This is a genomic window from Pontibacter burrus (genome assembly GCF_010686685.1).
GTDB classification, from domain to species: domain Bacteria; phylum Bacteroidota; class Bacteroidia; order Cytophagales; family Hymenobacteraceae; genus Pontibacter; species Pontibacter burrus.
Genome location: NZ_JAAGWD010000001.1, coordinates 572,521 through 594,585, shown reverse-complemented (window position 1 = coordinate 594,585; position 22,065 = coordinate 572,521). Strand labels below are relative to the sequence as shown.

Sequence of the window (22,065 nt, the reverse complement as noted above, 5' to 3'; positions counted from 1 at the left end):
ATAGTCAGAAGCTGAAACCTGTACGGATCGTGTGGTTAAATGCCGAAAGCCACTGTTTGCGGTAGGTAATAACCTGATTCATTTCCAGGTCAAATTCAGGCCTGGACGCAAGCAAACACGACTCCAGTCCGATACTTACTTTCCCCAATTTATAGTTTAAGCCTAATGCACCTGCGTAGGCTGGAACAAACTTTTGCCCGCTCTGTACAGTGCCTTTACCAACATCGTTGCTGATCTCCATTGTCCACAGATCGGGCAGAATACTTCCCAGGCTACCTCTGGCGTAAAACAGCCATTTATTTACAGGAAGTGTACCATATACATCGCCCATCAAGTAAGTAAGTGTGTAGGTTTCTGTTTGCACAGTTGTAGCCGAAATAAAAGAGTCAGCCACTGCATCGGCATTCAGGTTATTGCGGCTGTGAGCTAGTGTTGCACCTATTCCGACATATTTGTGGAGCATTGCCAGATAACTTAACATCACTACAGGTCCGTGCTCTACATAGCCTTTACCATCCATGCTTTTAATGCCAGCTAGTTCTTCAGGCGCCATCGAGATTCCTGCTCCAAAAGTAACTGATTGCTGTGACAGGGAAATATTTTGCGCGGCAACCCTGAAGCCGACAGTAAGCAGCAGTAACAGCAGTAAATATCTGGATATCATAAACAAAAACTATAAGGAGGAACATAGGTAAGCACTCTGCTTTATTAAACTCGCCAAAGCATTAGCGGGCAGCCACAAGAGGGCATCAGACAAGCTTCTAGATTCTACGACTATAGTTAAATTAGTTGCTTTAAAAATATTTTATAGTACAGAAGCAGTTACTATCTTATAAAACAGCAAATATGGAGACAGCCAATAAACAGCTAATAGTTAACTGATTACAATTCCACTGCACTGCCATGGTATGTGAGAAAATTCAATTTAAAATATAACCTTTTATAGATATAATTGTATAAGTCAATTGTTTAATATGAATATATATACTTTGACAAAATACATACTAACCTGAAGCTGCAACATGAAGTGAAGTAGTCTGTGAAGACTTGGCATCGATGAGTTGATGTGTGCAGCTGTAAATAATAATCTGTGCCATGAAAACACTTCAGAAACAGGAAACTAAAAAAATCCAGTACATCGACACTTTACGAGGAGTCGCTATTCTAATGGTGATGCTGGTGCATACATCACAGTCAGTAGAAAACCTGCCACAACTCAGCAGCCGCCTGGCAGATTTAGGGAAACTAGGTGTGCAGCTGTTCTTTATACTTTCGGCTTATACATTGTGCCTATCTGCATCAAGACGAGGGGAGGAGAATAATCAACTGCTGTTCTTCTACATCAGGCGCTTTTTCAGGATTGCTCCGCTTTATTATCTGGGCATTGGGTTATATGGCCTCTACCATACTGCTATAGATGCTGATACCTCATATTTTAACCTGCAGAATATCCTGGCAAACGTTTTCTTTGTTCATGGCTTTTATATGCCTGCCAACAATAATGTGGTGCCGGGGGGCTGGTCTATAGGTACTGAAATGGCCTTTTATGCCCTATTCCCGTTTATCTTTTACTTTTACAAACAGCAACTTCGCAACCGGATGGGCATTCTGCTCTTTCCGTTGCTGGGGCTGGTAGCCAGCTTGCTTATTACACAACTGCTGCTGTACTCCAGCAACTATACGCTAAATGAGAATGCCTTCCTATACTTTAACCTATTTAACCAGTTGCCGGTATTCCTGCTCGGCATTTCATATTATTGCTTTACCCAAAAGTATAAAAATGTAACTCTGCCTGCCGTATCGTTTTTAGGACCTGCCAGCTGCTATTTAATTGTACTTGCCATGAGTATACTCCTGTTCAAAGATAACATTGCGATCAATCCTTTTGTGGCCGGCCTGATTTTTATAGTGCTATTACAGGTAGTTAAGCAGTTTGCGTTTCTGAATGTTCAATTAATAAAGCGGGTCGGGCAGCTATCCTACGCTATGTACTTGTTTCATTTTGTATTTGCCTGGTATTTTTCTAAAGAACTTGCCAAAACGCTTGCTCCTTTCTTAAACCCGCATCTGATACTGCTGGTATGTTACCTCACTACTATACTGGCCACTTTGGTTGTGGCTGTTATCTCAGAGAAAACAATAGAAAGGTATGGGCTTGCCCTGGGACGCCTGCTCATTTCACGGATCAGAGCAAGCAGGGTACCTTTGGCCGAGGCAAAAGTCAGGTGAGATATTCAGCAACAAAAAAGCCCTTGAAACTATAAGTTTCAAGGGCTTTTTCTCTAGTACCAGGAGCGGGAATCGAACCCGCACGGCCTTGCGGCCACAAGATTTTAAGTCTTGCGTGTCTACCAATTCCACCATCCCGGCAGCCATTCGGAACGACATCCGAAGGGTGACTTTAAAAAACAAAGACGTTGTTTAACACAACGTCTTTATCTTCCTTTTTGAGCGGGAGACGAGGTTCGAACTCGCGACCTCGACCTTGGCAAGGTCGCGCTCTACCAACTGAGCTACTCCCGCTTAAGTCTTTACTTTTTCGCCTTTCGTTTCCGTCCCAGCGATTTAGTGATACAAAGATATAGACAAAATCTCGATTGTCAATAGCATGCACAAAAAAAATCTTCTGCTAAAGCGTTTTCAACTGATTTTCAGGCAGAAAATTTTATATTTTTTTATTCGCCTATAGTTTGGCAGCTCCTTCAGGCCAGAAACTACCTCAATTTTACAGGAACCCACACTTCTTCTTCAGAATCCGGGTTAGTATGCCCGAGGTATTTTTCGCACATCACCTGCAGGTGTGGCCTGTCATCAAGCAGGTAATTGCTATTGGGTAGCCATTGGCGGTAAATATAGTTCGCTGTTTTTACAAAGTCGCTGGCCGGTCCTTTATGGATGAACACAGCATAATCCCCAGCCGGAACTATAAGCTGCTCCATTCCGTCGGGTAATTCACCACTGCCTGAAACTTCTACCGCTGCCCATTTCTGGAATATACTATCAGCCGTAAACTTACCTTTCACGAAACCGGCATCATACACCTGCACAGCGTATAGCTCATTTCCAACTATAGTTGTCAGCTCTTTGCGCCGCGGCATAAACTCCTGCCAGAGTGCAGCCGGGTTATCGGTAGCCAGTGTGGTTTCGGCGCGAAGGCCGGCCAGCTTTTTGGCTCCTATAGTTCTTATAGTTGGTTCCCACATGATTTTATTTAGCGCGCTGGCTCACTTTTCTCTTTTAGCAGGCCTTTCAGCTCATTCAGTTTTAAAAGGGCTTCTACTGGGGTAATGGTGTTTATATCCAGTTGGTCCAGCAGTTCTTTGGCGCGTACCAGTTGCGGATCGGCAGGCTCAAACATACTTAGCTGGAAATTATTTTTCGGAGCCGACTTCATTTTCTGCTGCGGCGACTGTTCCGATACTTTTTCCTTTTCCAGGTGATGCATGATCTCATCGGCACGTAGCACCACGCTGTTTGGCATACCGGCCATCTGGGCCACATGTATACCAAAGCTGTGCTCGCTGCCACCTTCTACCAGTTTGCGCATAAACAATATCTTACCACCCGCTTCCCGCACCGACACGTTATAGTTCTTCACACGCTCCAGCTCTTCGGCCAGTTGGTTCAGTTCGTGGTAATGCGTGGCAAACAGCGTTTTGGCTTTAAACTTCGGATGGTTATGCAGGTGCTCCACAATTGCCCAGGCAATTGAAATACCATCGTAAGTACTTGTACCACGGCCAATCTCATCCATCAGCACTAAACTACGGTCCGACAAGTTATTCAGTATGCTGGCCGTTTCGGTCATCTCCACCATAAACGTAGATTCACCTTTCGACAAATTATCCGAAGCACCCACGCGGGTAAAGATCTTATCGATGATGCCTATAGTTGCGGCCTCTGCAGGGACAAAGCAACCGATCTGCGCCATTAAAACGATAAGGGCGGTCTGGCGAAGCAGGGCACTTTTACCGGCCATGTTCGGACCAGTAATAATGATCACTTGCTGCTGTTCGTTATCCAGGAAAATATCGTTCGGCACATAGCTTTCGCCTAAAGGCAGTTGCTTTTCGATAACCGGGTGACGGCCTTTTTTGATATCAAGCACGTGGCTGTCGCTTACTTCCGGCTTGGTATAGTTGTTCGCCAAAGCTATAGTTGCAAAAGAGCTCAGGCAGTCGATCACACCAATAACTTTGGCATTTTGCTGTACCTGCGCCACGTAATCCAGGGCGTGCAGCACCAATTCGTTAAACAGGCCAAACTCTATACTATAGATGCGGTCTTCTGCATTTAGGATCTTCTCTTCATAGGTCTTCAGCTCTTCGGTTATGTAGCGCTCCGCGTTTACCAGCGTCTGCTTGCGTATCCAGGTGGCAGGCACTTTGTCTTTATGCGCGTTGCTTACCTCCAGGTAATACCCGAATACCTTGTTGTAGGCTATTTTAAGCGAGCTGATGCCTGTGTTCTTCACTTCGCGCTGCTGTAGTTGTGCCAGGTAATCTTTGCCTGAAAAAGCGATGGCACGCAGTTCGTCCAGCTCCGCATTAATGCCGTCGTTGATCATGTTGCCCTGGTTGGTGAGCATTGGCGGCTCAGGCTTCAGTATGTTTTTGATCTCTTCGCGCAGACCATCGCAGGGCGTAAGCTGTGCAGCCAGTTTCTGCAGGGCGGCAATGTTACTTAGGGCCAGGGCAGTCTGTATCGGAACTATAGCATCCAGGGCTTTGGCCAACTGCACCAGCTCACGCGGGTTCACGCGGCGCACCGCTACTTTCGAGATCAGGCGCTCCAGGTCGTTGATCTGTTTCAGGTGCGTAGTAAGTTCACTCAGCAGTTCGCGGTGCTGGGTCAGAGCTTCTACGGTATCAAGGCGTCGTTTTATCTGGGCTACATCTTTCAGCGGCAATACCACCCACTTCTTCAGTAGGCGGGCACCCATTGGCGTTACCGTATGGTCCAGCACCTGTATCAGCGGCACACCTTCCTGGTGCTGCGGAAACACCAGCTCCAGGTTACGCACCGTAAACCTGTCCAGCCACACATACTTGTCCTCTTCCAGGCGCGAAATAGTAGCGATGTGGCTGATTTCCTTGTGTTGTGTTTCAGCTAAATAATGAAGTATAGCTCCAGCGGAAATAATGCCTTCTACCATGCCTTCAATACCGAAACCTTTCAGCGAGGTAGTCCCAAACTGGCGGGTCAGCGATTCGTAGGCGAAGTCATAGTTAAACACCCATTCTTCCAGAGCATAGTATCTGAAATCAGGGCCGTAGCGCTCGGTAAAGGTTTCTTTTTCGCGTTTGCAGAACAGTACCTCCGAAGGAGAAAAGCTTTGCAGCAGCTTCCCGATATAGTTCCTATCGCCCTGCGCCGTGATGAATTCACCGGTCGATACATCCAGGAAGGAGATACCTGTTTCAGTTTTCCCAAAGTGTACAGCAGCCAGATAGTTGTTGCTACGCCGCTCCAAAACCTGGTCGTTAAACGACACGCCTGGTGTTACCAGCTCTGTTACGCCACGCTTTACAATTCCTTTTACCGTTTTCGGGTCTTCCAGTTGGTCGCAGATGGCTACGCGCTCACCGGCGCGCACCAGCTTAGGCAAATACGTGTCCAGGGAGTGATGCGGGAAACCGGCCAGCGCTGTTTCGGAAGTAGAGCCGGCACCACGCTTGGTTAAAACTATATCCAATATCTTACTGGCCTTGATGGCATCTTCGCCAAAGGTTTCGTAAAAATCGCCTACCCTGAATAGCAGCAACGCCCCCGGATGTTTCGCTTTAATTGCATTGTATTGTTTCATCAAAGGGGTTACAGTGCCTTCTCCTTTCATACTATAGTTTAATTATGAATTCTGAATTAAGAATTATGAATGGGTAAACCCACCCCTAGCCCCTCCCAGGAGGGGAATTTTACTCTTCTTCAACCGCTGCTCCGGATCTGATATCCGTTTGCTTGCTTATAGTTACTGCCTTTGTCATTGCGGATTACAAATCCGCGTCTACTATACTTTCGGATTGCAAATCCGAAAGAGCGGCCAACTTCAAACTAATCCAATCTCTCATCCATTTAACCATCAACAATCAACAACTAAACTATAGTTTGATTTCTGAGCAAACCGCCTGACCTTTGCAGCGGCAAAAGCAACTATAGTTCTTTTGTCTTTTATCACACAGTCTTTTGTCAGCAGAAATATGCGCAAACTTTCGATGGATGAACTTAACCGCGAGTCGGTTGAAGAATTCAAAAATAAGAAAAAAATACCGTTAGTCTTGGTGCTGGATAATGTTCGGAGCCTGAATAATGTGGGTTCCGTGTTCCGCACGGCCGATGCATTTATGGTAGAGAAAATCTACCTGTGTGGCATTACCGGCACCCCGCCTCACCGCGATATTGAGAAGACAGCCCTGGGCGCAACAGAGTCGGTGGAATGGGAGCACGTGCCCGATACATTACAACTGGTAAAGCAACTGAAAGAACAGAACTATAAGATCGGTTCAGTAGAGCAGGCAGAGAATAGTTTGAAGCTGAATGATTTTATCCCGGAGCCAGGGCTGCATTATGCGCTGGTACTTGGTAACGAAGTATTTGGCGTGGAGCAGGAAGTGATCAATCATTCTGACTTTGTGCTGGAGATTCCGCAGTTCGGCACCAAGCACTCGTTAAATATTTCGGTAGCTACTGGCGTAGTGGTTTGGGATTTCCTGAGCAAGCAACTATAGCTTCAAGCCACTCAGCCACAACACCTTACCAAAAACTATAGTTTCCGGCTACTTTCTGTCTGGAAACTATAGTTTTATGCTTTAACCCATAATTTTTTATCTGTAGTTAAACTTATTCCGCGTTTGTTTGTCCTACTTTCAGGTTTTTGAAGCTATAGTGTGGTATAGTTTGCCCGTCTTAGTTGTCTTAAATCACTTGCGCTATTCTTAACACTATCTTATCCGTGAGCGCGTTAAAATAAAAGTGAGCTGAATTAAAACGCATGATTACAACTTTTTACAAATCGTTCCTTGTCCTCTTTTTCCTGATTATTCCGGCAGCTTTAGCTGCACAAACCTCAAACTCCGGCAGAGTTTCGGGCACGCTGCAGGATGCCGCCACCAAAGCACCGGTTGGTTTTGCTAACATAGTGCTACTCACAGCCGGCGACTCCAGCCTTGTAACCGGCGCCACCTCCGACATGGAGGGAAAGTTTATTCTTGATCGTGTGCCTACTGGCCGTTTTATTCTCCGTGTTTCCATGGTTGGCTACCCAACCCGGTTTATACCAAATATCAACCTTACAGCCACATCAGCCAATGTAGCGCTGGGCAACATTTCGCTTGACCCTACCTCAACCCAGCTAAGCGAGGTAGAAGTAGTGGCACAACGACAGCTCGTAGATTTTGACCTGGATAAGCGGGTAGTAAACGTAAGCCAGGACCTGAACGCACAGAGCGGCACCGTAGCCGAAGTAATGCAGAACCTGCCATCTGTTGACGTAGATATAGACGGAAATGTAAGTATGCGGGGCAGCACTAATGTTACCATTCTGATAGATGGCAAGCGCTCTGCTTTATCTGAACTACCACTGGACCAGATTCCGGCCAACATGATCGAGAGCATTGAGCTGATCACCAATCCTTCTTCCAAGTACAACCCGGAGGGCACATCCGGCATCATTAACCTGGTAATGAAAAAGGAGCGCAAACCTGGTTTTAACGGCTCTGCCTCGGTTACGGCCGGCACCCACGACAACTATAACACATCGCTTAACCTGAACTATCGCTATTTTAAATGGTCCTTAAACGGAGGATACGATTTCAGGCAGCGCACCCGGCCAGGCACACAACGCAACAACACCACAAACTATTACCTGAACGAAGCCGGTATTATAGACAGCACTAGCTACCGTTTTCAGGAAGGAGACCGCAACAGCACAGACATTTCACATAATTTTCGCCTGGGAGCTGATTATTTCCTGACACCCCGCCATACTATATCAGCTTCGGCACTATACCGCTTTAGCGAAGACGAGAGTACGAACAACATCCGCTACCGCTTTCTGGATGAGAACCAACTGTTGCAAAGCACCCGCACGCGAGATGCATTTGAAGTTGAAAATGAGCGCGCACTGGACCTGACACTGGGTTACCGCCAGACGTTTGAGCGCAAAGGCCAGGAACTTACTGCCGATATTGTTTACAACGCCAATATAGACGATGAAACGGCGCTCTTCGACGAGAGACGTAGTGACATTAACTCAATACCTGCTATAGAGGAGACTTTAGTAGATGACAAGAACTATGAATTTGTGACCAAAGCGGATTATGTGCATCCTTTTTCAGAGAACAGCCGCCTGGAAGCAGGGTTCAGAACATCTTTCGAGCGCCTGAACGAAGACTCGAGATTCTTTAACCGGAACATGCAAACCGGCGATATGGAATTCAACGCAAAGCAAAGTAATCACTTCGTGTTCGATCAGCAGGTATATTCTGTTTACACCAACTATAGCAACAAGTTCAGAAGTTTAACCTACCAGTTGGGCTTAAGAGCAGAACATACATTTATTAAAACCGATCTGCGCACGGCCGACGATGTAAACAACAATGATTATTTCAGTCTTTTCCCAACGCTGTTTATAACCAACGATTTTAACGACGACAACAAAGTACAATTCAGCTATAGTCGCCGCATAAACAGGCCGCGCAGCCGCTTCCTGAACCCATTTGTAGACATTACCGATGTGTATAACATATCCTATGGTAACCCTAAACTAAAGCCTGAATTTATAAACTCGCTTGAGCTGGGCTACCTGCGCTACTGGGGGCAGGCCTCACTTAATGCCACTGTTTTCTACCGCCATACCACCGACGGAATTGAGCGCTTCCGTCAGGCAACTGATATGGTAAATGATAAAGGAGAGCCCGGTACAGAGACCACCTTCATTAACCTGTCAAATAACAGATCCTACGGTTTTGAGTTCAGCACCAATTCGCCTATTACTAACTGGTGGCGCGTAAATGCCAGCTGGTCTGGTTACAGAACCGAGCTAAGTACTACCCAGAACGATACAAAGCTGAGCAATGCACAGTTTAACTGGGGCGCCAAGCTTAACTCTAACATGAAGGTGTGGAAAGACCTGGACATACAGCTTTCAGGATCTTATCGCGCTCCACGAGCTGACATACAAGGCCGTATGGAACAGATGTTCAGTGCAGACCTGGGCATGAAAAAAGAAGTGCTGAATAAGAAAGGCACAGTCTCGTTACGTGTCTCAGACCTGTTTAACACCCGTCGTTTCGATTTCCTGAGCTACGGTCCGGAGTTTAGATCAGAGATAGAGAACCGTCGCCAGAGCCGCATCGTTTACCTGGGCTTTACTTACCGCATTAACAGCGATGGCGAGAACCAGCGCAACCGTCGTAACCAGAACAATAACAACGGCGGAGATTTTGAAGATGACTTTTAAACCCAGTACCTAACACAATAACCTACAAGCAAATCCAAGTTAGTTAGTTTGAGTAAAGGGAGTAGCAGTATAAACTGGCTACTCCCTTTTATTTTGCGTGGGAAACTATAGTTTGCGGTTCTGCTGAATGCTTCTGGTAAGCTGGCGGTATATTTCCTGTAGCTCCGGGCTATCTCGTAGCAGCTGCAGATGCTCATGTATCACATTCTGGTCGTTGCGCACAGCAGGTCCGGTTTGTACTGTAAAAGGATGATGTGCTGCTGCCTTGCTTATAGTTTCATTAATGAGTGGCTGCAACAGATCGGAGGGTAAACCTGCCTGAGCCAGCAGTTCGCGGCTGATTCCCAGCAAATGATTTGTAAAGTTGCAGGCAAATACCGCCGCCAGGTGCAACTGCTTCCGTTTCTCAGAATTTACCAGCCCTACCTTGCTGCTTATAGTTTGTGCCAGCTGTTGCAGCCTGCTCGTGGCGTCATTTGTGGTACCTTCAATTAGGATGGGCACCTGTTGCATGTTAACAGGCACCCGCTTCGAGAACGTTTGCACAGGGTAAAATACACCAACACCAGCTGCAGCTATAGTTTGTAAAACAGACACAGGCTGCGACCCAGAGGTATGGGCAACTATAGTTTGCGGCTGCACTTTCATTCTTTCGGCCACATCAGCTAAAGCACCGTCGGGCACAGCTATCAGAATAATGTCTGCGGGTGTGTTACTAAAATTCAGGCTGTCAGTTGCTGCAGCCCCCGGTAAGCGAATTGCAAGCTCTGCTGCATTTGCCAGCGTACGGCTGTATACAGCAGTTATTGTGTTGCCTGCCTCCTGCAAGGCTTGCGCCAGGTGCCAGGCCACATTGCCAGCACCAACTATAGTTATGTTCATATTAAAATGATCCGTATCTGGAGTTAAGCCACTTATTCAGTTCCTCTAATGGTATGGTAAAGTCCTCGTTCTCATCGCCGTCTGTTCCTATTATAGGAGAGTAATCAAACTCCAATCCTTTACTCAGCAGCATATAACGCCCCTTTATGATATTAGCCTGATGAAACTCCACTACCTGCGCCTTTTCTGCAAACAACAAATTGGTAAGGCCAGCACCATGAGGTGAGATAATCGCCTCGGCATCAAAAAAGGTTTGTATTTGCTGCCGGTAATCCAGGTCTTCTGACCAGATAACCCTGAAGTTATATTTCTCCAATAGCTGGATCACTTCCGGCTCATTCAGTAAACGGCGGAACCTGGCTTTGGATCTGCTTATATATATCCTCTGTTTAGGGTTTGATCTTACAATATCGTAGCTGTTCCAGACGCCCTCTCTAAGCCAGTTACTAACTGCTGGCGGCAGGTATCCGCTGAAAGAGGATGTCACAAAAGAGGGCATGTAAAAATTACTGATCCGGATTCTGTGTTGCTTGCTGATGTATTTGATCCGGATATGGGGAGAATCCTTGAGCACATACTCCATCGTATGCTTCTGGTACGGGTGAGCACCTTTCCACATCAACAGTGTTACAGGCTCTTTTATAGTTTGCGAAAGTATATAGGCCCTCGGCAAACTATCTATAAACCAGAGCGAGATGTTATTATCAGCCCAATGGCTATGTTGTATAGTTGTGTAAATGCCGTTTTTGTAACTATGCGGCCACATTACGGTAAAGTCTCTGAACGCCTTGCAACGTGTAAGCCTGTCCACACTCATCCCGGACTCAACTATAAGCTTATCGCCCATTTTAATCACGCCGGTATTACTAAAGAAGGTCACATCTTTCAGCTTATAAAGCGAGAGCTCTTTCTGACGATGGCCAAGGGCGTAATCAGCATCAAAGTAACTATAGGAGGCTGCACATGCCTTCAGAAATGCTTTTTCTTCCGGCGTAAACTCGAGTTCATATTCCGGCGTCAGGTTTACTTTCTCACCTTTGCCATGCAGGTAATCATAGTAGGGGTAGTAGTTTACCAGCCTGAGCGCCACATAAAATGCACTGTTTAGTTTACGCTTCAGTACTTTAATAAACCCGGTTGCCATAAATTCTTGTTTGCTGCGATTACCAGACCCTGGAATTTTTTTTCAAAATGATAGTTAAGTTGCCCCAAAATACAAAAAGGCGGGCAAAGCCCACCTTTTTGCTATAGTTTATTAGATCTTGCTTTTTAAGCTACCTGTGCTTTTTCAGCTTTCTCAGCTTTTGGGGCTGGATTTGCTTTGGCCGTTTTAACGCCGCCTGCTTCGCCTCTTCTTACCATGGCCATAAAGAAACCTATCGTCATCACAATGGTACCGATCCAGAGAATGTTAACAAATGGTTTCTCCATTGCCTTCAGGATGATGTAATCTTTCTGGGTGGTATTTACACCAATCTTGAACTCCTGCTTTTCAGGGTCAACGTTCAGGAACATGATGCGCAGTCCCAGGTCTTCGATGATTTCCGGGTAATAGCCGGCCATACCATCTTTAAAGATCAGAAGCGGATGTGCGTGATACGTTTTCTTCTCACCCATCACTTTCATGTCAGCCTGCACGGCCACGTCACCTTCTTTCAGAGATACACCTGGCACTTCCTTGATCACTTCCACACCGTTAAAGATGGCTACATAATCGTTCAGGATAAGCGTATCGCCCATAGTTAGGGTATATTCCTGCAGCTCGCTCCATTCTCTTTCCTCGTTAGGGTCAAGCACGGATGATACGTGGGTATAAAGGTCCTTAGTAGCAAACGACTTGATATCAGGAGATGCAAGTAAGCCCATGTTCGGGTTAACCTGTGCACGTGGGTAGAGCACAAAGATATCGCCGGTTTCGCGGTGTTTGTATTCTACTTCGTAGTATGTGTTCTCTGGGGACGGCAGATATAGTGTGTCGCCTGTCTTATAGTATATCTTATCGTTTACTTTAATATCGGCACGAGCAATGGCAGTATACTCATCAGCTGTTCTGAAAAGTATTTCTTTATTTATGTATTGCGGCACGCCCTCAACTTCCAGGTACTGACCATGGTAACTTACCACGTACTTGTCCATATCTGTAGCTGCGTTGCGCCATAATAACACGTTGTCGCGGTTAATTTCATCAGGGAACTCACGTGAATACAACATACCAGAAGTGTTACCTGAGATGATCTTGGAATAGCCTGAAGAGAACAGGATACCCAACAGCATCAGGGCAATACCAATGTGTGCAACAGCACCACCAGACAGCGTTACTTTTTTATGAAGCAGGCTCAGGATAATGCTCAGGTTCGCAAATACAGCAAACAGTGACGTTACAAACAGGATAATGTAAATCGGATCATCTAATTTGAAATCGAATACATCAAACTTGTTTGAAAGAATAATTACAAGGCTCGCAAACAGCAATGTCAGCATCAACGGCATTGTAATGGCATCTAAAAAGCTGGTTTTATCTGCTTTGCGCCACCAGGTCAGCTGTCCGATACCTGTCAGTACCGCAATTAGTACACCTGCCCATAGTTGGAACTTGGTATAGTGCTCTACCTGATCGGCTGGCAGAGCTGCATTAGATTCTATGCCTATAAAACCAAGGAAGGAATTGTAAACCGGGATAGAGGTAGTAGTCAGTACCTGGAAACCTGCCAAGCAGAGAACTGCCGCACCAATAAACACCCAGAATTCACCATTGTAGGTCGAGAGTTCTTTTTCTGTAGCTGGAATCTGTTTCCACTTGTAAGCCAGCAGACCAACTGCCAGTACAGCAAAGGCTGTCAGGTAAGTGAACAGCTGACCGGAAAGACCTAAGTCAGTGAAAGAGTGTACCGATGCATTACCTAGAATACCGCTTCGTGTCAGGAAGGTAGCATACAGGATCAGGATAAAGGAAACTATAACCAGGATATAACTTACTCTCAGTCCATGCTTGCTTCTGCGGTAAACGATCATAGTATGTATCGCACCAACCAGCACCAGCCACGGAATATAAACAGCGTTCTCTACCGGGTCCCAGTTCCAATAGCCACCAAAGTTAAGCGTTTCGTAAGCCCAGTAAGCACCCATCATAGTACCAAGGCCCAGCGACAGTGCAGCAAAGTGCGCCCACGGCAAGGCAGGACGTACCCACTCCCCAAACTTATTTTTCCACAGGCCGGCCATAGCAAACGCGAAAGGCACCAGGGTAGCAGCAAAGCCCAGGAACAGGGTTGGCGGGTGAATCACCATCCAGATGTTCTGCAACAGCGGGTTCAGACCTGTACCATCTTCCGGCTTAAAGTTCGGGTCCATGGCAAATACAGGAGCATCTGGCATAAAGTCACGCATCAGGATGAAAGGCGAAGAACCGATCTTCATTTCACCAATCACGATACCCAGGATCATGGAGGTAAGGAAAAGCTGCACAAACGAGAACATGGCCATTACAGGCGCTTCCCATTCTTTGTTTTTCTTACCGCTGTTCATTAGCACCACACCCAGTATCACGTGCCAGAAGATCCATAGCAGGAATGAGCCTTCCTGTCCTTCCCAGAAGCTGGAGATCATATAATGAACCGGCAGGTGGTTGGATGAGTGGCTCCAGGCGTAATAATACTCGTAGCGGTGCTCGTAGATAATATTAAAGAGCGCAAAAATAATTACTATTACGGCAGCACTATGCACATAAAATGCAGTGCGGGCAAAACGGCGCCAGCTCTTCAGGTCTTCGGCTGTGTTAGAAGAGCGCGAAGCCATGAAATATGCATACGAGGCCACTATTGCCGCCACAAACGCAATAATCACACTCAGGTGGCCTATATCGCCGATCAGCGTATTAATCATCTTTATAAATTAGAAAGTTAAAGAGTTAGAAAGTTAGAGAGCTGACTATATCACTCCCTGCTTTCAACTAAATATTATAAGCCTGCGGTAGTTGTATTAGGTTTTACCTCTGTCTCTACATACTTAGACGGGCATTTTAGCAATATTTTATCGGCTATGAACACATCGTTCTGCATGTTACCGGTAATTACAACCTGCTCAGAGCGTTCAAAATCCTGTGGTTTAGGGTTGAAGTACACCACCTGTTGTTCCACCCGGTTGGTATCCACAAGCATAAACGAGAAGTAGTTCGGGTCTATCAGCGGGTCGTACTTCATCCCGACGATGTGGCCCTGGGCATCTTTTTTCAGACGACCTACTACGTGTACTTTTGCGTTACTTCCTTCCTGGGCCAGCTCTTTTGCTTCGCCAAAATCAACATAAGTACTTGCATCGCCAGCTGTTGACATAATGATCATGATAGCTGCTGCGATAATAACGATACCGATGATGTGTGACTTCTTCATCTTGTATAAACTATGGTTTTTCCCGGTTTGCTAGCCTAACACAAAAGCAGGCATTTTAAATCCAAATATGTGCTGTTTTTATACGCTCAGCAGGCTATTCTTTAAATTGTTTCTCCAGCCTGCCCACTTTGCGGTCCAGTGTGATGAGGTAAGCAACTACACCAAGCAGTACAGTCAGTAACACTACTACTACTACGTAAATCTTACCATCCTGCCGCAGGACATCTGCCATCTCTATATCGGTTTGCGCAGGTGCCGATGAAAATTCCACCTGTGTTTGCTCAGGCTGTGCCTGCACTTGTTGTATGCCGGCCAAACTGCAAAGCATAAAGCAGCAGAGAGCCAGTATTCTAAACAGTTTCATATAAGCGTTGTCTCAGTATTTCAAATCTTGATCTTACGTTCACGATCCAGATACCCAGCAGGGTCCAGCCCAGAACGGCAGGGTAAAACACCATGCGCAGACGGCTATCCAGGTCGTAAGCGTTAAAGCCGGGGTTGCCACCGTTCCCCGGGTGCAGCGAATCAGTAAGGCGCGGCAGTATAAACAGCAACGGAATAAGGGCTGCAAAGGCAAAGATGTTATACACCGCGCTGATGCGGGCACGCTGCTGCTGTTCAGCAAACGAGCTGCGCAGCACCACGTAAGCAAAGTAAATAAGTAGCCCGATAGCAGAAGCGTTCTGTTTCGGGTCGTTGCTCCAGTACTCGCCCCAGGTAAATTTAGCCCACTCCATGCCGGTAACTATACCAAGCACACCAAAGAGTATTCCCACCTTGGCCGCTTCGTAAGCAATTACATCGTTTTTTATAGTTGGATTGCGCAGGTACCTGATAGAGTAGAATACCGATATCAGCAGAATCAGGATCATGCCAAACCACATCGGTACATGGAAGTATAAATTCCGGATAGTCTCGTTGAGGATAGCCAGCCTCGGAACTTCTGACAACATACCGGCTACTACTGTAAAAATCAGCAGCAGTACGGCCAGTATTTTCCACCAGTTATTTTTCATTTAAAGTATAGATGTTAGATGCTAGACACAGGTTACAGATCTCCCAAAATTTAAAACCTCTTATTCTGAATTTGAGTTCTTCTCCCAGCCCGAAATCTTGCTTCTTAAGCCCTGTATCTTAAGTCTTTTCTACGAACGCCAAAGGTACGGGAACAAAATGTAAGAAACAGTGATAACGATCATATTTATGGCAAGCAAAGTAAGCAGTTCGTCGAGACTGGCTCCTCTGTCCAGCCCATCCATGGCGTTTTTCGACATTTTTATGAGCATCAGCAGCATGGGCACTATAACCGGGAAGCTGAGAATAGCCATTAGTGTACTGCTGTTGGCCGCCTTTGATGCAATGCCCGAAATCATAGTTAGTGAGGTGGAAAACCCAATGGCCCCCAGCAACAGCGATAACAGAAACATGGGAATATCCTGCACCGGGTTGCCCAGCACAAAAGCGTAGAAAACGAAGCAGATCACTGCCAGCAAAAGCATCAGCAGCGAGTTGTAAACGATCTTGGCCAGGATAATACCCTGCGGACTAACTATAGAATAGAAGTAGAGCAAGCGCCCGCGGTTTTCCTGCATAAAGCTTTTGGCAATAGCATTAACAGATGTAAACAACAGGATGATCCATAGCAGCGCATTCCAAATGGGGCCGCTGTCGGCTGAAAATTGTCGAAGGCCAAAGCTCAGGTAACAGACAAACACCGTACTGCCTACATACAGCAGCATGCCATTAAAGGCGTACTTCTGCCGCCATTCCAGCACCAGGTCTTTTTGTATCAGGTATAAAATTTCTTTCAGCAGCACTGCTTCGGTGTATTTCCGGCAAAGTTACAACACAAAAATTTGGGAAAGTAGTATTTGGCGAGATTGATAACCACACTGCAGTTTATAGTTGTACCGACTAAGCTATAGGTTCTATCAGGCAGTAAACTATAGCTTGTAACAACTATATCGCAATCCGGTTTACTTAACGACGCAATGGCGATGCGCTGGCACAACAATTTTACAACACTTTCAGTAAAGACACAGAACTATAGTAACTTTTGAATATGCTATAGTTCCTGATTGTATCCCGATCCCATGAAGACATTATATATATTAAGACACGCCAAGTCGAGCTGGGAGTTTGATGAACTTAGCGACCACGACAGGCCCCTGAACAAGCGCGGCCGCAACGACGCTCCCCTTATGGGCCGCGAGCTGTCGTCGCGGGGTGTGTTGCCAGACCTGATCGTGTCCAGCCCTGCCGTGCGCGCCATTACTACTGCCACCCTGGTAGGTAAAGAACTGGGCTATAGCCCCGATGATATTGTGATAGAAGACCGCATTTACGGTGCAGATAAGAACACGCTGCTGGAAGTAGTGCAGGAAACACCCGTAGAGATAGAAAGCGTCATGCTGGTAGGGCACAACGATGCCGTAACAGATTTTGCCAACATGCTCTCGCCGGAAGTAGTAGGCAGCATACCCACCGCTGGCATAATTGCCCTGGACTTTAATTGCGAAAGCTGGTACGAGATCAGCCGCGACAACGCCGACTTCCTGTTCTTCGATTTCCCGAAGAATTACGAATAACAAGCCGCAACTATACAGCGCAACCGGCTATAGTTGCACCACCTATACTGCTACCCTTACAGTACAACAACTACAAAGATGGAAAAAGAGAAAAAAAAGAAGCAGATACAGGAGCCCGTTTTTCTGAACCGGGAACTCAGCTGGCTTGCTTTTAACTATAGAGTACTTCAGGAGGCCCGCGATAAACGGGTACCATTGCTTGAACGCATCAAATTCATGGCCATTTTCTCGTCTAACCTGGACGAATACTTTAAAGTGCGCGTGGCAACCCTTAAACGCCTGGTAAGGCTAAAGCGCAAAACGATAGAGAAACTAGATGACGACCCTGCCGAAACCCTGGACCTGGTACTGGAAGAAGTACAGCGCCAGCAGGACGAATTTGGTAAGATGTTCCGGGACGGCATACTGACAGATCTCAAAAAAGAAAAGATACATCTTATAACAGAGCAGGAGCTGACTTCAACGCAGCGTAAGTTCATTACCAGCTACTTTAAAGAGAACCTGCAACCGCTGCTGGTGCCTATGCTCATGGATGAAACTGAGACGCATTTCTTCCTGAAAGACCAGACCGTATACCTGGGTGTACAAATGAGCGCTCCTAAAAAAGATACTGCCCGCCCGGAGCAGTTTGCTATGCTGGAGGTACCTACCAAAAAACACGGCAGCCGCTTTATAAAATTACCTACCCAGAAGGATAACCGGTATGTGATGTTTATAGACGATGCCATCCGGGCCTGCCTGCCGCTACTGTTCCCGGACTATACCGAGTTTGAAGCACATGCGGTAAAAGTATCGCGGGATGCGGAGCTGGATATTGAAGAAGACGTATCGGCAAACCTGATGACGAAGATCAAAAAAGGACTGAAGAAACGTGAGATTGGTACGCCATCGCGCCTGCTTTATGACCCTGAAACACCTCAGGCGCTACTCGATGCAATAATGGCACACACCGGCATAACAGAAGAAGAATTGGTAGAGGGTAGCAAATATCACAACTTCCGCGACTTTTTCGGCTTCCCGGATTTTAACATGCCGGAGCTTAAGTATGAGCCGCAACCTAACCTGCCACACCCGTTGCTCGAAAAGGAGCCAAGTCTGCTGGCCGCCATGCAGAAGCAGGATTACCTGGTGCACTATCCTTACCAGAAATTCGACTATGCAGTAAAGCTGTTTAATGAGGCCGCCAACGACCCGGCCGTAACCGCTATCAGCGCTACCTTATACCGCGTGGCCGATGGGTCTGCGATTGCCAAAGCCCTTACAAAAGCTGCCAAAAACGGGAAACTGGTAACTGTAGTTGTAGAACTGAAAGCCCGCTTTGACGAGGAATCAAACATATACTGGGCAGGCAAACTACAGAAGGCCGGCGCCAACGTGATACTGGGTATGCCAGACCTGAAAGTGCATTCCAAGCTCGGACTAATTACGCGCAACGAGAATGGAAAACTGGTAAGCTATGCCTATCTGAGCACGGGCAACTATAACGAAGACACTTCCAAGATTTACGCCGATCATGCCTTGTTCACTACCGACAGGCGGCTTACAAAAGATGTGGAACAGGTTTTCAATTTCTTTATAGATCGCCAGCCTGACAAGAACTTTGAACACCTGCTGATGGCGCCGATAAACATGCGCGAACGCTTCACCGACCTGATCAACCAGGAAATGAAAAACGCGAAGAAAGGGCTACCGGCTTCCATGACCCTGAAAATGAATGCGCTGCAGGACGAGAAAATGATCCGGAAACTATACGAAGCCAGCCAGGCAGGTGTAAAAATCGAGTTGCTGGTGCGGGGCATCTGCTGCCTGGTGCCAGGCGTTCAGGGCCTGAGCGAGAATATTACGGTAAAAGGCATCGTAGATCGGTACCTGGAGCATGCCCGTATCTACATCTTCCATAACAATGGCGACGAGAAATACTATGTAGCCTCCGCCGACTGGATGACGCGCAACCTGAACAGACGTGTAGAAGTTGCCTTTCCATTATACCAGCCGGATCTGGTAGAGCAGGTTCGCACCATTATAGACATGCAACGCAACGACAATGTGAAGTCGAGGCACGTGGATAACAGCTATGTAGAGGGAACATCGGAAGAAGCTATACGTGCCCAGTATGCTACCTATAGTTACCTGCAAGGTCTACTAACAACCAAAGCAAAAGGTAAATCAACGCCTAACGCGAAACTATAAACAAAGAAGGCTGCCCGTAGTAGGCAGCCTTCTTTGTTTATAGTTGGTTCTTACTGTACATTCTTGAAGAAAGTAGGGGAGTTGCCATAAAGCGGCGTACGTCCGTCCCACTTCTCTATAAACTGCTGCTGAATCAGGAGCGGGGTAAGGGTACGCTGGCGTAGTTCGTTAGCTCTTGCCTCGGCTTCGGCCTCTACAATTTTCTTGCGGGCCTGTGCTTCGGCTACTTTCAGCTCGTTCTCGACCTGCATGGCTTGCTGTACGGCTTTGTTTTTTAGGTTCACAGCCTGCACTATTACTTCCGGGTACTGCAAACCGCTGGTCATCTGCTCTAACGAAAAACCCTCTCTTTCAAGCGCATCGCCAAGTGCCTTCTGCACTTTGTCCTCAAAGCTCTGGCGATTAGAGATGATGCTGTCGGTTGAATACTGGTTGAACTGAATACGGAAGGCATCGCGGGTATAGTTGTATAAGGTAGTCTGCGTGATCTGCCCTATCTCTTTGCGGTACTTACTGAATATACGCGGACTCTCGCCAGGCATTACCCTGAACGACATGGTTGGGTCTACGGTAAATACGGAGCCATCTTTGGCATTTACAGTAAAAGGAGCATAATCTACAGTCTGCACGAAGGTTGGGAACTGGAATACTTCCTCTGTAAAGGGATTGTACCATACACGCCCTGTTACCAGGCTCACGTCCTGCACCCCTTTATCGGTACCGTATAGTTTAACCAATATGCCTTCGTGGCCTGCATCAATGCGGGTACAGGAGGTCATGGCAGTTACGGAAAAAAGCAGGATGAGGAAGCTGGCGATAATCCAGGTAGAAATTTTGCGGTTCATTAAGCTTTAAATTTGGAAAGGGTAAAACGGATAACTATAAAATTTACTGCTACAAGTAAAGTCAGCAGAAGCAGCCCAACTATAACCGACGTATCCGAAGGCTGCCGGATAAGCCCCACCACTTCGGTGTAAGCAAATATATCGGCAAACAACAGCAAGGCAAGTATAAGCAGGTAGGCGTATTTCATGGTTAGTATATAATTAACACAATATACTAAAAACCTTTTATTATTTCACTTCTGATAGCTGATACCCTGCAAAAGGTCATCTAAAAAGAGGCTATAGTTTATGTTGGAGCAAACACAAACTATAGCCTCCTTAATCATTACTAAAATTAAACTGAGCCACTTTGCAACAATAGCTACTTTAAAGTATAGCTCAGAGCTACAGCATAAGAGCTCGCCAGCCTGGGTTTCCAGATAGTATCAGACTGAGTGCTGTAGTAAGCCCCGGCTCCCTTTCCCATAGTATTAGCTAAGTAGTAGTTTGCTTCAACAGCGAACTTGTTCCTGAAACTAAAGCCTGTGCCAACGACAAGCGATGGATAGTATGAGTTAGGAAAAGTATCAAATCCTTTTTTACCGTCTTTTATTATGGTAAGCACTTCCTTTTTGAAAACCAGGTTGTTTACCGCGACAGCGCTGCTCAATAAGAACTTTACATCTGTATTCAGGTAAAACGACTTTCGCAGGCCGAGCGGCAACATTACATGAGAAAGGTTTGATTCTATCTCAGCATTTGGTCCGAATACCGGAGCTTTTCCCTTTTTCTTAAAGTAAACAAAGGTTGGCTTTATAAAAATCTCCCACTGTCGTTTGTTAAAGGGTAATGTATAGACTATTTCCCCGAAGACCTGGGGTGCAAGGCCAACTCCCATATCAAGCGTACTGCTTGATTTGCCGTTATACAATTCCAGCGCGCCCAAACCAACACCAGCCCCTACTCTAAAGCTAAAAACGTCTTTGGTTCTATCGAGCGCATGATCCGTATATTGCTGGCCTGTGCAGCTATAGTACTCTTTAAATATTCTTACAAGATTCCTCTCTTCGTAATTCAGCTTACTGAACTGCTCCATTGTAAAGGAGGGGCATTGCAGCGCCATCCATAGTTGTTGCTGAAATGCTTTGTTTTCCCTGAAGCTTGTAACGTCGTGCATATACTTTTTATAGACAAGCTGCTCCGGCTGCGCATCGCCTATCTGGTAGAAAAAGCGGGTCAGGCTGGGCTCCTTGTAAACATAGAGCGTTATATCCCCTTCCAGCAAGACCCTCAAAAAAAGTTGTCTTGATTTGAATTCAGGCTCCCGAACATAGTGTAGTTCCCTAAGGTTATCTGAAGAGCGGTCTATGTTAACTATAAAGCGTTTGTATTTATGGATCGTGTTCAGAATCTCGAAGGCCTGTATGTTATCTATCGATTCGGTCTGGGCTTTACCTTCTTCTGTGAGTTTATATTCGATGAGAGTAGGGTTGGAGCTTTTATCCGTATTCCTGATCAGACAGTCAATCCTGGTTCCGTTATTGTCGATAAAATAGCCGGGCTCAAAAGTAACCTGGGCGTAGGTAGTAAGGCTGCAAACCAGAAGCAGTAGAGAAAGTAAAAGTTTGTTCATAAAAGTAGTGTTGGCTAAAAGTTAATTCGCTGATATAGACCGATCCTGAAATACGCTCTAATATCAAAGATATAGTATACATTTAATTTTATATAGTAATGCT

The 22,065-nt window shown here is 46.2% G+C and carries 18 protein-coding genes and 2 tRNA genes; 5 read left to right on the top strand and 15 right to left on the bottom strand.

Annotation, left to right across the window (positions count from 1 at the left end):
* Positions 1-4: 4 nt before the first annotated feature.
* On the bottom strand, positions 5-664 hold the full coding sequence (locus GXP69_RS02715; protein ID WP_163912060.1) for a hypothetical protein: 660 nt from the start codon (positions 662-664) through the stop codon (positions 5-7).
* 431 nt (positions 665-1,095) lie between these two features.
* Between GXP69_RS02715 and GXP69_RS02710 the strand changes: the two genes are divergently transcribed.
* Positions 1,096-2,229, top strand: coding sequence for an acyltransferase family protein (locus tag GXP69_RS02710; protein WP_163912057.1), 1,134 nt, complete (start codon positions 1,096-1,098; stop codon positions 2,227-2,229).
* A gap of 57 nt (positions 2,230-2,286) precedes the next feature.
* On the opposite strand, the gene GXP69_RS02705 is transcribed toward GXP69_RS02710, so the two are convergent.
* From GXP69_RS02705 to mutS, 4 genes are all read right to left on the bottom strand, one after another.
* A tRNA-Leu gene (locus GXP69_RS02705) sits at positions 2,287-2,370 on the bottom strand.
* An 80-nt stretch (positions 2,371-2,450) separates the two neighbouring features.
* Positions 2,451-2,523 (bottom strand) — tRNA-Gly (locus GXP69_RS02700).
* 191 nt (positions 2,524-2,714) lie between these two features.
* Positions 2,715-3,203 carry a GyrI-like domain-containing protein gene (locus GXP69_RS02695; RefSeq protein WP_163912055.1) on the bottom strand — a complete coding sequence of 163 codons (489 nt, stop codon included), beginning with the start codon at positions 3,201-3,203 and terminating at the stop codon, positions 2,715-2,717.
* Between the two features lie 8 nt (positions 3,204-3,211).
* A complete protein-coding gene (mutS, locus tag GXP69_RS02690) occupies positions 3,212-5,836 on the bottom strand; it encodes a DNA mismatch repair protein MutS (RefSeq protein WP_163912053.1) in 2,625 nt (874 codons plus the stop codon).
* 361 nt (positions 5,837-6,197) lie between these two features.
* On the opposite strand from mutS, the gene GXP69_RS02685 reads away from it, so the two are divergent.
* Both GXP69_RS02685 and GXP69_RS02680 read left to right on the top strand, forming a co-directional pair.
* Positions 6,198-6,725: an RNA methyltransferase gene (locus GXP69_RS02685; RefSeq protein ID WP_163912051.1), complete on the top strand. Its 528-nt coding sequence runs from the start codon at positions 6,198-6,200 to the stop codon at positions 6,723-6,725.
* Between the two features lie 263 nt (positions 6,726-6,988).
* On the top strand, positions 6,989-9,457 hold the full coding sequence (locus GXP69_RS02680) for an outer membrane beta-barrel family protein (RefSeq protein ID WP_163912050.1): 2,469 nt from the start codon (positions 6,989-6,991) through the stop codon (positions 9,455-9,457).
* A gap of 105 nt (positions 9,458-9,562) precedes the next feature.
* Here GXP69_RS02680 and GXP69_RS02675 read toward each other — a convergent pair whose 3' ends face one another.
* The 7 genes from GXP69_RS02675 to GXP69_RS02645 all read right to left on the bottom strand — a co-directional run bounded on the left by GXP69_RS02675 (position 9,563) and on the right by GXP69_RS02645 (position 16,541).
* Complete coding sequence (locus GXP69_RS02675; protein WP_163912048.1) at positions 9,563-10,339, bottom strand: Rossmann-like and DUF2520 domain-containing protein; 777 nt, start codon at positions 10,337-10,339, stop codon at positions 9,563-9,565.
* A 1-nt stretch (position 10,340) separates the two neighbouring features.
* The gene (locus GXP69_RS02670; protein ID WP_163912046.1) at positions 10,341-11,483 is read right to left on the bottom strand and encodes a glycosyltransferase family 61 protein; all 1,143 of its coding nucleotides are present in this window, start codon (positions 11,481-11,483) and stop codon (positions 10,341-10,343) included.
* Between the two features lie 125 nt (positions 11,484-11,608).
* Positions 11,609-14,221: a cytochrome c biogenesis protein CcsA gene (gene ccsA / locus GXP69_RS02665; RefSeq protein ID WP_163912044.1), complete on the bottom strand. Its 2,613-nt coding sequence runs from the start codon at positions 14,219-14,221 to the stop codon at positions 11,609-11,611.
* A gap of 74 nt (positions 14,222-14,295) precedes the next feature.
* Entirely contained in the window at positions 14,296-14,727 is a 432-nt protein-coding gene (locus GXP69_RS02660; RefSeq protein ID WP_163912041.1) for a cytochrome c maturation protein CcmE domain-containing protein, read from the bottom strand.
* Positions 14,728-14,821: 94 nt separating this feature from the next.
* Positions 14,822-15,091, bottom strand: coding sequence for a CcmD family protein (locus GXP69_RS02655; RefSeq protein WP_235925535.1), 270 nt, complete (start codon positions 15,089-15,091; stop codon positions 14,822-14,824).
* Positions 15,078-15,743, bottom strand: a complete 666-nt coding sequence (gene ccsA, locus GXP69_RS02650) for a cytochrome c biogenesis protein CcsA (protein ID WP_163912038.1) — start codon at positions 15,741-15,743, stop codon at positions 15,078-15,080. Before ccsA (GXP69_RS02650) ends, GXP69_RS02655 begins: the two co-directional genes overlap by 14 nt.
* 129 nt (positions 15,744-15,872) lie before the next feature.
* On the bottom strand, positions 15,873-16,541 hold the full coding sequence (locus tag GXP69_RS02645) for a heme exporter protein CcmB (RefSeq protein WP_204281917.1): 669 nt from the start codon (positions 16,539-16,541) through the stop codon (positions 15,873-15,875).
* A 279-nt stretch (positions 16,542-16,820) separates the two neighbouring features.
* Here GXP69_RS02645 and GXP69_RS02640 point away from each other — a divergent pair, with 279 nt between their 5' ends.
* Positions 16,821-17,315: a SixA phosphatase family protein gene (locus tag GXP69_RS02640; RefSeq protein ID WP_163912035.1), complete on the top strand. Its 495-nt coding sequence runs from the start codon at positions 16,821-16,823 to the stop codon at positions 17,313-17,315.
* 78 nt (positions 17,316-17,393) lie between these two features.
* A complete protein-coding gene (ppk1, locus tag GXP69_RS02635) occupies positions 17,394-19,505 on the top strand; it encodes a polyphosphate kinase 1 (protein WP_163912032.1) in 2,112 nt (703 codons plus the stop codon).
* Between the two features lie 50 nt (positions 19,506-19,555).
* Here ppk1 and GXP69_RS02630 read toward each other — a convergent pair whose 3' ends face one another.
* From GXP69_RS02630 to GXP69_RS02620, 3 genes are all read right to left on the bottom strand, one after another.
* Positions 19,556-20,350 carry an SPFH domain-containing protein gene (locus tag GXP69_RS02630; RefSeq protein WP_163912029.1) on the bottom strand — a complete coding sequence of 265 codons (795 nt, stop codon included), beginning with the start codon at positions 20,348-20,350 and terminating at the stop codon, positions 19,556-19,558.
* Positions 20,350-20,538 carry a hypothetical protein gene (locus GXP69_RS02625; protein WP_163912027.1) on the bottom strand — a complete coding sequence of 63 codons (189 nt, stop codon included), beginning with the start codon at positions 20,536-20,538 and terminating at the stop codon, positions 20,350-20,352. The genes GXP69_RS02630 and GXP69_RS02625 overlap by 1 nt, the downstream gene beginning before the upstream one ends.
* 173 nt (positions 20,539-20,711) lie before the next feature.
* The gene (locus GXP69_RS02620) at positions 20,712-21,962 is read right to left on the bottom strand and encodes a hypothetical protein (protein WP_163912025.1); all 1,251 of its coding nucleotides are present in this window, start codon (positions 21,960-21,962) and stop codon (positions 20,712-20,714) included.
* Between the last annotated feature and the right edge of the window lie 103 nt (positions 21,963-22,065).